11 protein-coding genes are annotated in these 11,914 nt (G+C 71.3%); 9 read left to right on the plus strand and 2 right to left on the minus strand.

The genetic code is table 11. From position 1 onward, the window contains the following. Nucleotides 1–15: 15 nt before the first annotated feature. Nucleotides 16–828: a serine hydrolase gene (locus tag OG883_RS23770; RefSeq protein WP_266544310.1), complete on the plus strand. Its 813-nt coding sequence runs from the start codon at nucleotides 16–18 to the stop codon at nucleotides 826–828. A gap of 162 nt (nucleotides 829–990) precedes the next feature. Here the strand turns inward: OG883_RS23770 and OG883_RS23775 are convergent, their stop codons facing one another. Next, a complete protein-coding gene (locus OG883_RS23775) occupies nucleotides 991–1,647 on the minus strand; it encodes a pirin family protein (RefSeq protein ID WP_266544312.1) in 657 nt (218 codons plus the stop codon). A 139-nt stretch (nucleotides 1,648–1,786) separates the two neighbouring features. Here OG883_RS23775 and OG883_RS23780 point away from each other — a divergent pair, with 139 nt between their 5' ends. The 5 genes from OG883_RS23780 to OG883_RS23800 all read left to right on the plus strand — a co-directional run bounded on the left by OG883_RS23780 (nucleotide 1,787) and on the right by OG883_RS23800 (nucleotide 6,641). After that, nucleotides 1,787–2,971: a CdaR family transcriptional regulator gene (locus OG883_RS23780; RefSeq protein WP_266544315.1), complete on the plus strand. Its 1,185-nt coding sequence runs from the start codon at nucleotides 1,787–1,789 to the stop codon at nucleotides 2,969–2,971. A gap of 89 nt (nucleotides 2,972–3,060) precedes the next feature. Beyond that, the gene (locus OG883_RS23785) at nucleotides 3,061–3,972 is read left to right on the plus strand and encodes an ACP S-malonyltransferase (protein WP_266544317.1); all 912 of its coding nucleotides are present in this window, start codon (nucleotides 3,061–3,063) and stop codon (nucleotides 3,970–3,972) included. Between the two features lie 18 nt (nucleotides 3,973–3,990). After that, a complete protein-coding gene (locus OG883_RS23790) occupies nucleotides 3,991–4,995 on the plus strand; it encodes a ketoacyl-ACP synthase III (protein ID WP_266544320.1) in 1,005 nt (334 codons plus the stop codon). Between the two features lie 55 nt (nucleotides 4,996–5,050). After that, nucleotides 5,051–5,299 (plus strand): acyl carrier protein, encoded by a 249-nt coding sequence (locus OG883_RS23795; RefSeq protein WP_024490626.1) that lies wholly within the window; start codon nucleotides 5,051–5,053, stop codon nucleotides 5,297–5,299. A 79-nt stretch (nucleotides 5,300–5,378) separates the two neighbouring features. Beyond that, the gene (locus OG883_RS23800; RefSeq protein ID WP_266544324.1) at nucleotides 5,379–6,641 is read left to right on the plus strand and encodes a beta-ketoacyl synthase; all 1,263 of its coding nucleotides are present in this window, start codon (nucleotides 5,379–5,381) and stop codon (nucleotides 6,639–6,641) included. Nucleotides 6,642–7,369: 728 nt separating this feature from the next. On the opposite strand, the gene OG883_RS23805 is transcribed toward OG883_RS23800, so the two are convergent. Beyond that, the gene (locus OG883_RS23805) at nucleotides 7,370–7,864 is read right to left on the minus strand and encodes a DUF3145 domain-containing protein (RefSeq protein WP_266544327.1); all 495 of its coding nucleotides are present in this window, start codon (nucleotides 7,862–7,864) and stop codon (nucleotides 7,370–7,372) included. Nucleotides 7,865–8,124: 260 nt separating this feature from the next. Here OG883_RS23805 and OG883_RS23810 point away from each other — a divergent pair, with 260 nt between their 5' ends. The 3 genes from OG883_RS23810 to OG883_RS23825 all read left to right on the plus strand — a co-directional run bounded on the left by OG883_RS23810 (nucleotide 8,125) and on the right by OG883_RS23825 (nucleotide 11,913). Then, on the plus strand, nucleotides 8,125–9,036 hold the full coding sequence (locus OG883_RS23810; protein WP_266544330.1) for an SGNH/GDSL hydrolase family protein: 912 nt from the start codon (nucleotides 8,125–8,127) through the stop codon (nucleotides 9,034–9,036). Nucleotides 9,037–9,734: 698 nt separating this feature from the next. Further along, nucleotides 9,735–11,000, plus strand: a complete 1,266-nt coding sequence (locus tag OG883_RS23820; protein ID WP_266544333.1) for a pyroglutamyl peptidase — start codon at nucleotides 9,735–9,737, stop codon at nucleotides 10,998–11,000. A gap of 196 nt (nucleotides 11,001–11,196) precedes the next feature. Further along, nucleotides 11,197–11,913, plus strand: coding sequence for a carbon-nitrogen hydrolase family protein (locus OG883_RS23825; protein ID WP_266544336.1), 717 nt, complete (start codon nucleotides 11,197–11,199; stop codon nucleotides 11,911–11,913). The last annotated feature ends 1 nt before the right edge of the window (nucleotide 11,914 follow it).

Here is an 11,914-nt window from a genome sequence, read left to right on the forward strand (position 1 = left end):
TTTAGGCTCGTACGCATGCAAAGCCTGGCGATGATCGAGAACTGGCCGGTACCGACCGCGGCGGCCGCCGTCGTACGAGCGGACGGCACCGTGGCCGGGTCGTACGGCCCGGTCTCGCGCCGTTTCCCGCTCGCCTCCGTCACCAAGTTGCTCGCGGCCTACGCGGTGCTGGTGGCGTACGAGGAGGGGGCGGTCGAGCTCGACGAGCCCGCCGGTCCCGAGGGCTCCACGGTCCGTCATCTGCTCGCCCACACCTCGGGCCTGGCCTTCGACGAGCACCGGGTGACCGCCGCGCCCGGCACCCGCCGGCTCTACTCCAACGCGGGCTTCGAGGTGCTCGGCGACCACATCGCCAAGGCGACGGACATTCCGTTCGCGGAGTATCTGCGGCAGGCGGTGCTGGAGCCGCTGGGCATGACGGCGACGACCCTGGACGGCTCCCCGGCGAAGGACGGCGTCTCCACGGTCGACGACCTGGTCCGCTTCGCCGCCGAGGTGCAGGCCCCGCGGCTGCTTGACGCCCGTACGGTCCTGGAGGCGATGTCGGTCGTCCACCCCGGACTGTCCGGCATCCTCCCGGGCTACGGCCACCAGAAGCCCAACGACTGGGGCCTCGGCTTCGAGATCCGGGACGGCAAGTCCCCCCACTGGACGGGCAGTTCGTCCTCGCCGCGCACCTTCGGCCACTTCGGCCAGTCCGGCACGTTCCTGTGGATCGACCCGGTCGCGGGCGCGGCGTGCGTGGCGCTCGCGGACCGGGCGTTCGGGCCGTGGGCGGTCGAGGCATGGCCGCCGTTCACGGACGCGGTCCTCGCCGAGCTGGGCTGAGGCCGGACACCGGCGCGCCCCGACCGGGCCGGGGGGCCCACCGGAGAACGGACGGAGCTCTGGATCACCTCTGCCGGGTCACCTCTCCCGGATCACCTCTGCCGGGTCACCTCTCCCGGGTCACGCCTGTCCGGTCACCTCTCCCGGATCACACCTGCCCGGTCACATCTCCCAGATGAGGATCTCGGCGGGCCCGGCCGCCCCCGCCGCCAGTTCCAGGCCCTCGGCATCCTCGATCCGCGCCGAGTCGCCCGGCCCCAACTCCGCGCCCCCGAGCCGGACTTCACCCCGCACCACATGGACGTACACGGCGCCCGCGTCCGGGACGGCGGTGCGCTCGCCCGGGGTGAGCCGGCGGACGTGCAGCATCGCGCCGGCCTGCGGGAGGGCGTACGGCGTCGAGTCCGCGATGCCGTGCACGATCTCGTACGAGGGGTCACCGCCGGGCGCCAGGGGCGCGAGCCACATCTGCACGAACACCAGCGGCGCGTCCCCGTCGTTGCGCTCCACATGCCGCACCCCGCCGGCCGAGCTGAGCCGCTGGACGTCCCCGGGCCCGACGACCGTCGCACGGCCCGCCGAGTCGCGGTGGGTGAGCCGGCCCTCGACGACCCAGGTGACGATCTCGGTGTGACTGTGCGGATGCTCGTCGAAGCCCGCGCCGGGCTCGAGCCGCTCCTCGTTGCAGGCGAGGATCGCGCCGAAGCGAAGGTTGTCGGGGTCGTAGTGGCGCCCGAAGGAGAAGGCGTGCAGGGACTCGATGCCCGAGGCGGGGTCGCCGCCGCGGTAGCGGTCGGCGGAGCGCCGTACGTCAGTCACGGGTCCACCGTAGCCCCGCCGGGCAGCCGGGCTCGCAGGCCGCCCGTCGCGTCGGCGGCCGATGTCGCCACGGAGGCGGAACGGGGAACAGGAGCCCCCGCCACTCCGCTCCCCCGTCCCGATAAGGCAGTCTTGTCCCGTGCCCGAACCTGCAGCGAAGCCCTCCCACCCGCATACCGCGACCCTGCGCCGGCTGGAGCAGTCCTCCGGCCGGCTCGCCGCGAACGCCATCGCACGTATGGACGAGACGCTGCCCTGGTACCGGGCGATGCCCCCGGAGAACCGGTCGTGGATCGGCCTGGTCGCCCAGGCCGGCATCGCCGCGTTCACCGAGTGGTTCCGGCATCCGGAAACCCCGCAGGCGATCTCGACCGATGTCTTCGGCACGGCTCCGCGCGAGCTGACCCGCGCGATCACCCTGCGCCAGACCGTCGAGATGGTGCGCACCACCATCGAGGTCATGGAGTCGGCGATCGAGGAGGTCGCCGCACCCGGCGACGAGTCGGTCCTGCGCGAGGCGCTGCTCGTCTACGCCCGGGAGATCGCCTTCGCCACCGCCCAGGTGTACGCGCAGGCCGCCGAGGCCCGCGGCGCCTGGGACGCCCGCCTGGAGTCCCTGGTCGTCAACGCCGTGCTGTCGGGCGAGGCCGACGAGGGCGCGGTCTCCCGCGCCGCCGCGCTCGGCTGGAACTCCCCCGAACATGTCTGCGTGATCCTCGGCACCGCCCCCGACGGCGACAGTGAGCTCACCGTCGAGGCGATCCGCCGGGCCGCCCGGCACGCCAAGCTCCAGGTCCTCACCGGAGTGCTCGGCGACCGGCTCGTCGTCATCGCGGGCGGCAGCGACAATCCGCTGCACGTCGCCAAGGGCCTGATCGGGCCCTATGCGGCAGGCCCGGTGGTCGCGGGCCCCATCGTCCCCGACCTGCTCGCCGCCACCAGGTCAGCGCAGGCCGCGGCCGCGGGGCTCAAGGCGTGCTCCGCCTGGCAGGACGCCCCGCGCCCGGTTCTCGCCGACGATCTGCTGCCGGAGCGTGCGATTGCCTCGGACCCTGCAGCACGCGACCAGTTGGTGGAGGAGATCTACAGACCACTGGAGGAAGCCGGCTCGGCGCTGCTGGAAACTCTGAGTGTCTACCTGGAGCAGGCAAGCAGCCTCGAGGGCGCCGCCCGCATGCTCTTCGTGCACCCCAACACCGTGCGCTACCGGCTTCGACGTGTGACCGACGTCACCGGCTGGTCACCCTCCGATGTCCGCTCCGCGTTCACTCTGCGAATCGCCCTCATCCTGGGGCGTCTGGCCCAGGCGGATACGCAGTCCTAGACTTTTGTCGAACACCGACAATTCCCCTGACGGTTCTTCGTCCCTGTCCCCACGGGCGGTTGGAGCCGTCCACAAGAGAGAGTGTGAGGGTGCTCGTACTCGTCGCTCCCGGCCAAGGCGCTCAGACGCCCGGCTTCCTGACTCCCTGGCTCGACCTCCCCGGCGCCGCCGACCGCATCGCGGCCTGGTCCGGTGCCATCGGGCTCGACCTTGCCCACTACGGCACCAAGGCCGACGCGGACGAGATCCGCGACACCGCCGTGGCACAGCCTCTCCTCGTCGCCGCCGGCCTGCTGTCGGCCGCCGCGCTGGGTGAGGTGGCGCCCGGCGCCGTCGCCGGTCACAGCGTCGGCGAGATCACCGCGGCCGTCTTCGCGGGCGTCCTCGAGGACACCGCCGCGCTCGGTTTCGTACGCACCCGCGGCCTGGCCATGGCCGAGGCCGCCGCGGTCACCGAGACCGGCATGTCGGCCGTCCTCGGCGGCGACCCGGAGCAGGTCGTGGCCCACCTCGAGAAGCTCGGGCTGACCCCGGCGAATGTGAACGGTGCCGGCCAGATCGTCGCCGCGGGCACCGCCGAGCAGCTCGCCGCGCTGGCCGAGAACAGGCCCGAGAAGGCCCGTGTCATCGCCCTGAAGGTGGCCGGCGCGTTCCACACGCACCACATGGAGCCTGCGGTCGCAAAGCTGCAGGAGGCCGCCGCCGAACTCGCGGTCGCCGACCCGGCTGTTCCGTACGTCTCGAACAAGGACGGGCAGACCGTCACCACCGGCGCGGAGGTCATCTCGCGGCTGGTCGGCCAGGTCGCCAATCCGGTCCGCTGGGACCTGTGCATGGAGAACTTCAAGGAGCGGGGCGTCACCGCCCTGATCGAGGTCTGCCCCGGCGGCACGCTCACCGGCCTCGCCAAGCGCGCCCTGCCGGGCGTGCAGACGCTCGCGCTCAAGACCCCCGACGATCTCGACGCGGCCCGCACGCTGCTCGCCGAGCACCAAGCCTGACAAGGAGCCGTAGAGAGCATGTCGACGAAGATCAAGCCCAGCCAGGGCGCCCCGTACGCACGCATCATGGGCGTCGGCGGCTACCGCCCTGTCCGGGTCGTGCCCAACGAGGTGATCCTCGAGACGATCGACTCCTCCGACGAGTGGATCCGCTCGCGCTCCGGCATCGCCACCCGCCACTGGGCCTCTCCCGAGGAGACCGTCGCGGCGATGTCCATCGAGGCGGCCGGCAAGGCCATCGCCGATGCCGGTCTCACTCCGCAGCAGATCGATGGCGTGATCGTCTCCACCGTCTCGCACTTCAAGCAGACCCCTGCCGTCGCCACCGAGATCGCGGACAAGATCGGCGCGAACAAGCCGGCCGCGTTCGACATCTCTGCGGGCTGCGCGGGCTTCGGCTACGGCCTGACCCTGGCCAAGGGCATGGTCGTCGAGGGCTCGGCGGAGTACGTACTGGTCATCGGCGTCGAGCGGCTGAGCGACCTGACCGACCTGGAGGACCGTGCGACGGCCTTCCTGTTCGGCGACGGTGCGGGCGCGGTAGTCGTCGGCCCCGCCAAGGAGCCGATGATCGGCCCGACCGTCTGGGGCTCGGAGGGCGACAAGTCCGAGACCATCAAGCAGACCGTCCCGTGGGACGACTACCGCAACGGTACGGTCGAGAAGTTTCCGGCAATCACGCAGGAGGGCCAGGCGGTCTTCCGCTGGGCCGTGTTCGAGATGGCGAAGGTCGCCCAGCAGGCGCTGGACGCGGCCGGAATCAGCGCGGACGACCTGGACGTCTTCATTCCGCACCAGGCAAATATGCGGATCATCGACTCGATGGTGAAGACTCTGAAGCTGCCGGAGCACGTCACGGTCGCCCGTGACGTGGAGACCACCGGCAACACCTCGGCCGCCTCGATCCCGCTCGCGATGGAGCGGCTCCTGGCGACCGGACAGGCGAAGAGCGGCGACACCGCGCTCGTCATCGGCTTCGGGGCGGGTCTCGTCTACGCCGCGACGGTCGTTACCCTCCCTTAGGCGACCGGATCTTCCGGACACCACACCCTCTGAGAACAAACCGAAGGAGCGCCACATGGCCGCCACTCAGGAAGAAATCGTTACCGGTCTCGCCGAGATCGTCAACGAGATCGCCGGTATCCCGGTCGAGGACGTCCAGCTGGACAAGTCCTTCACCGACGACCTGGACGTCGACTCGCTGTCCATGGTCGAGGTCGTCGTCGCCGCCGAAGAGCGCTTCGACGTGAAGATCCCGGACGAGGACGTCAAGAACCTCAAGACGGTCGGCGATGCTGCCGACTACATCCTGAAGCACCAGGCCTGATCAGGCCGCAGCGTTAGTCGCCACCCGGCGGTGGCGCCGTGAAGATTCAGCACCCTCTACACGTGGAGAAAGAATTCCAGTGAGCTCGACCAATCGCACCGTGGTCGTCACCGGTATCGGCGCAACCACACCGTTGGGTGGCGACAGCGCATCGACCTGGGAAGGCCTGCTTGCCGGGCGTTCCGGAGTGAAGGCCCTCGAGGGCGAGCGTTTCGCCGACCTCCCGGTCCGTATCGCGGCACCCGCCGCGGTCGACCCGGGCGAGGTTCTGCCGCGCCCGCTGGCCCGCAAGCTGGACCGTTCGGCGCAGTTCGCGCTGATCGCCGCGCGCGAGGCCTGGGCCGACGCCGGTTACACCGCTCCGGCCGGCGAGGACGCCAAGATCGCTCCTGAGCGTCTGGGTACCGTCATCGCCTCCGGCATCGGTGGAGTAACGACTCTGCTCGACCAGTACGACGTGCTCAAGGAGAAGGGCGTACGCCGCGTCTCCCCGCACACCGTTCCCATGCTCATGCCGAACGGCCCCTCCGCCAACGTCGGCCTGGAGGTGAACGCCCAGGCGGGCGTGCACACTCCCGTCTCCGCCTGCGCGTCCGGCGCCGAGGCCATCGGCTACGCCGTCGAGATGATCCGTACCGGCCGTGCCGATGTGGTCGTCGCCGGCGGCACCGAGGCGGCCATCCACCCGCTGCCCATCGCGGCGTTCGCCAACATGATGGCGATGTCCAAGAACAACGACGAGCCGGGCAAGGCCTCGCGTCCGTACGACAAGGCCCGTGACGGCTTCATCCTCGGCGAGGGCGCGGGCGTCGTCATCCTCGAGTCGGCCGAGCACGCCGCCCGGCGCGGCGCGAAGGTCTACTGCGAGGTCCTGGGCCAGGGCCTGTCCGCGGACAGCCACCACATCGCCCAGCCCGAGCCGACCGGCCGCGGCATCGCGACCGCGCTGCAGAACCTGCTGGACGCGACGGACCTCAAGCCGTCCGAGGTGGCGCACCTCAACGCGCACGCCACGTCCACCCCGCAGGGCGACATCGCCGAGATCAAGGCCCTGCGCAAGATCCTGGGTGACGAGCTCGACCATGTCGCGGTCTCCGCCACGAAGTCGATGACCGGTCACCTGCTGGGCGGTGCGGGCGGCATCGAGACCGTCGCCACGGTCCTCGCGCTGTACCACCGCACGGCCCCGCCCACGATCAACATCGATGACCTCGACGAGGCCGTGGACGCGGACATCGTGCGTGACGAGCCGCGCAAGCTGCCCGAGGGCACGATCGCCGCGATCAACAACTCGTTCGGCTTCGGCGGCCACAACGTGGTGCTGGCGTTCCGTACGGTCTGACCCGCCGGCTCATGACTGAGGCCCGCCCCCTTCAAGGGGGCGGGCCTCAGCCGTGTCCGGCGCGGGGTGCTCTCTCCCCACCCACCCGCCCTTGTTTCCGGGGGCACTTCGTACCCCCGGTCTCCCTGCGCGGCAGCTTCTCGCCGCACGGCGGTGGGGGCGTGGCTGGGGATGCCCCCTGTTCGGGGAGAGACGGGCCGAGGTGACGCGGCGAGCGCGGCGGGGCGGGGATGTCACCCGCTCGGGAAGAGGCCGGGTGGGCCGGGTGGGCCGGGTGGGCCGGGTGGGCCGGGTGGGCCGGGTGGGATGAGGCGCGCTGCGCGGGCGAGGGCGCGGACGAGGGCGCGGGCGGACTGGGCCCGGGACGTGCCGCGACGAGGGCAGAGGCCGGGCGGGTGCCACGCTGCGCGACGGGCGCGGACAGGGCCCGGGGTATCCACGGTTCGGGGTCCGCGACAGGCGAGGGCGCGGGCCGGGGATGTGCCGCCACGAGGGCAGAGGCCCAGTGCCATGACACGCGCCGCACGGCCGGGCTCGGACAGGGCTCCGGGGTGTCCAAGTTCGGGGAGAGATGGCGTGGGGCGCCGCGGGGGCCGGCGGTGTCCCCCGGCCGGGGAAGGGCGCGGCGGGCGCAGATCGGGGTGTGCCCCGTGCAGGCAGAGGCGGGACGGCGTGAGGTCTCGGGCGGGCGTCAGCCGGGGGCGCCTGTCGGGGACCAGTCTTGGGGGTTACACCACTTGGTGGAGCCAGCGGACCGGTGCGCCCTCGCCCGCGTATCTGAACGGCTCCAACTCGTCGTCCCACGGCTTGCCCAGCAGCTTGGAGATCTCCGCCTCGAGGTCCGTCTCCCCCTGGGAGGAGCGCGCCAGGGCCGCGCGCAGCCGGTCCTCGGGGATCAGGATGTCGCCGTGCATCCCGGTGACCGCGTGAAAGATGCCCAGTTCGGGCGTGGCGCTGTAACGCTCGCCCTCCGCAGTGGGGCAGGGTTCAGCGGTCACCTCGAAGCGCAGCATCTGCCAGCCGCGCAGCGCTGAGGCGAGTTTGGAGGCCGTGCCCACCTCGCCCTTCCAGGAGAACTCGGCTCTCCAGGTGCCCGGCGATGCCGGCTGCCGGATCCAGTCGAGCTGCACCCGCACACCAAGAACACCCGCGACCGCCCATTCGACGTGCGGGCACAGCGCGCGCGGTGCGGAGTGAACGTACAGAACGCCGCGTGTCGTCACCGGGACCTCCAGTGTGGGACGAGGATCGTCTTCCCAGCGGCCTCAGTAAACATCATCGGGAGTCAAACTCCACAAAAGGGACAGCATGTGACGTGATGTAATTTACCGGAGCCGATGGGCACGATGCCTCTGGGTCGACGGGGAAAAGCTACCGTGAGTAGGTGGTCGAGGGGTGACGTACTGTCGGTCCAGGGGTCCGTACGCACCAAGCTTTCACCCGGCAGGACGTCAGAGACCGGTGACACGGAGGGGAACAGGGGATGCGGGAGACCAGTTGCACGCGCCGTTCGCGCCGCGGCGCGGCCGCCCTGACCGCAGCCGTCCTCCTCACGTCCGGCGTCCTGGCCGGATGTGACTCTCCGTCGGATTCCAGAGGAAACGGCTCTCCCGCCACGCGCCGCCCCGCCCCCGCACCCGTTTGGGATCGCAGTCCGGACTCGATCGCGGCCGTCGGCGACTCCATCACCCGTGGTTTCGACGCCTGCGTGGTGCTCTCGGACTGCCCCGAGGTGTCGTGGGCGACCGGCACGGACACCGGGGTACGCAGCCTGGCGCTGCGGCTGCTCGGCGAGCGCGCGGTGACGGAGCGCAGCTGGAACTACGCGCGCTCCGGGGCCGATGCCGGGGAGCTGCCCGAGCAGATGGCGCAGGCGGCGGCCAGGAAGCCCGAGTTGGTCACGGTGATGGTCGGCGCCAATGACGCCTGCGCGGACACGGCGGACCGGATGACTCCGGTCGAGGAGTTCCGGGCGTCCTTAGAGGTCTCGATGAAGCGGCTGCGGCGTACGGCGCCCAAGGCGCAGGTGTACGTGTCGAGCGTGCCGGATCTCAAGCGGCTCTGGTCGACAGGGCGTGGCAATCCGCTGGGCAAGCAGATCTGGAAGCTGGGGATCTGCGCCTCGATACTCGGCGACGCGGACGACGAGAGCACCAAGGCGCAGCAGCGGCGGACCCGGGTGCATGAGCGGGTCATGGCGTACAACCAGGTGCTGAAGGACGTCTGCGCCAAGGATCTGCGCTGTCGCTACGACGGCGGAGCGGTCTTCGACTACCGGTTCAGCGGCGAACAGTTGAGCCGCTGGGACTGGTTCCACCCCAGCAAGAACGGGCAGGAGCGGCTCGCGGAGATCGCGTACCGCAATGTCACGGCCGCCGAGCCGCCGCGGTCCTGAACCGGTCCTCCGGTCCCCTCTCCGGTCTTCCGGTCCCCTCTCCGGTCCTCCGGTCTGCCGGTCCTCCACGAGATCGTCCTGACGGCCGGCAGCCTCGGATCCTTGCGGTCGGAGCTCTCGGACTCGACACGCTCGGTGGTGGCGACCATGACGATGGGCGTGTCGACGGCCTGCGGCGGGCAGTGCGTCGGCGTCGCGCCGCGGGCCGAGGTGGGGTGTGGGAGAACACTACGTCGGTGAGTGGCGCGTCCGCCTCCTTGTTGACACGGTGGCGGAGGGAGGCCGCGACCGGCTCACCCTCGGTGAGGACGGCCCGGCCACGCTCGCACGGAGCTCCGTGCGGAGTGCAACGCGATGCACCCCGGCATCGTGCAGACCTTCGCCACGCTGCTCGGCTCGTGCAGACCTTCGCCACGCCACTCGGCAAAAGTGTGACCGAGGGTCATCCGGCCAAGGAGCAGGCGGAGTACGGCGACGACGGACTGCCCGGCGGGCCCACCCCCGAGCCGGCGGCGCCCTCCTGGCCGCCGCCGTCATGGACGGGCCGCAGTAGCAATGGCTGCCGGCCCCGGACGCGGTGGACATGCCCGGGCGTTCCGGGACTCTGGGGGTTGCTGGGGCCGGGGTGGCCGAAGTGACACGCTAGCCAGGGCCACGGCCCGGCCGCGATACTTCCGCCACCCGACGGAAGGATTCCCGTGTCCCGGATACGCGCCCGCCTGGACGTACTTGGCGTCGCCCTCGTCGCCCTCACCCTCGCGGCCTCACCGCTCGCCGCCGCCCAGCCGGCTCCGGCTCCCGCTCCGGCTCCGGTTCCGGCTTCCGCACAGCCGCTCACCGTGGAGGAGGCGCGGCTGGACAAGGCCGTCCCCCAGGAGATCCTGCGGCGCAGCGGATTCGACACCGTGGCACCGCAGTTCACGCGCGCGTTGGCGGGGGCGCGGTCGTACGGGCAGGCCGAGCAGGCTGTCGTACGGCACGGTGCGCGGCTGTGGGACCGGGCCGTGGACCGGGCGCAGGGGCGGGGGCCCGTGCGGGGCGATCTGAGCCGGGACGACGACCGGCCGCTGTACTGGGCGCGGCTCTCGCTGACGAGCGAACTGCGCCGGTGGGAGCCGGAGTTCGGGCTCTCCGGCGATGCGCGGGTGCGGCTGCTGGAGCGCCTCGAGTCCGCCTCGCGCGGCCAGGACTCGATGGACTTCCCGGCAGGGAAGGGCGTCAGGCGCATCGTGATGACGGGCTTCGACCCGTTCACCCTGGACCGCGACATCCGGATCAGCAATCCGTCCGGGGCCACCGCACTGGCACTGGACGGCACGTGGATCCGTACAGCCGACGGGCCCGCCCGGATCGAGACCGCGGTCTTCCCCGTCCGCTGGCAGGACTTCGCGGACGGCACGGTCGAGCGGGCGCTGGGCCGGCAGCTGCCGAAGGCCGATCTGTTCACCACGGTGAGCCAGGGCCGGGTGGGCCGTATCGACATCGAGCGCTTCAACGGCGCCTGGCGCGGCGGTTTCGGGGACAACGAGAACATCTCCCGGACGGAGACCGTGCCGGTCGCCGACCCCGCCACGCAGCCGCAGTGGACGAGGACCACGCTCCCGTACCAGGAGATCGTGGCCGCGGACACCGGACGCTTCCCCGTGTACGACAACACCTCGGTGACCGAGATCCCGGCGGGCCAGACCGCGCCGGTGGTACGTCCGGGAGGACCGACGCCCGGCTCGACGGCGCGCGCAGGGGGCGGCGGGGACTACCTCTCCAACGAGATCGCGTACCGTGCCACGCTGCTGCGCGACCGGCTCGGGCTGACCATCCCGGGCGGCCATGTGCACACGCCGGTGCTGCAGTTCGGGACGGGCAACACGACGGAGATCACGGACCCCGAGTTCGTACGGAACCGGCTGGACATCATCGACCAGGTACGGGAGATCATCCGCGTGACGGCGGAGACGTCGGGCTGACGGGACGGGCGGCCACCTGCGGCGGGCTTGCCGCCACCCACGCGCCTTGAAGGGCGGGGGCAGGCCCCCCACAACCCCTGACCGGCCGCTCCGCGAGCCCCCGCCGGGGCAACCGCACGCTCGGCCGGCGCGGGCTCTCGGCCAAATGAGGACCGGGGGGTTCATTCGGGGCATGGGTGCGGCGATGATGAAGGGCATGATCATCGCAGCAGCGCAATTCACTCCCGCACCGGGTGATGTCCGAGCCAACGCGCGCACCATGGACGGTCTCGTTCGCACGGCGGCCGGGCAGGGCGGTCGGGTCGTCGTTTTTGCCGAGCTGGCTCTGACCGGGTACGAGCTGGGACTGATCGCCAAGGACCCGGGGCTGTGGGTGACCGAGGGCGACCCTCGGCTCGACCCTGTGCGCGAGGCCTGCCGTGACACCTCCACCGCCGCCGTCGTCAACTGTGCGGCGCGTAAGGACGGGGCTCGGCCCACCATCACCTCGCTCGTCTTCGGCCCGGACGGCGAGCTGCTCACCCGCTACGACAAGCAGCATGTGCACAAGACCGAGAACGACGTCTTCACGGCAGGCGCCACCGACGGCCGGTTCACCCTCGACGGCGTCCGGTTCGCCCTGGCGATCTGCTACGACAACCGCTTCCCGGAGCTCGCCGAGCGCGCCCGGACGGACAACTGCCAGGTGTACGTGGCAAGTTCGGCGCTCGATGTGGAGAACGACTCCTTCGAGACCCTCTACCCCGTCCGGGCCAGGGACAACGGTCTGTACGTGATCCTCGGCAACGCCGTGGGACTCAGCGACGCCGGGGACTGCCGGGGCGGCAGCGCCGTCTGGGGCCCGGACGGTGCGGTGCTCGCCGACGCGGGCACCGCGACGCCCGGTCTCGCGATGGCGGAGCTGCCCCTCTAGC

It is taken from the genome of Streptomyces sp. NBC_01142 (genome assembly GCF_026341125.1).
Taxonomy (GTDB): domain Bacteria; phylum Actinomycetota; class Actinomycetes; order Streptomycetales; family Streptomycetaceae; genus Streptomyces.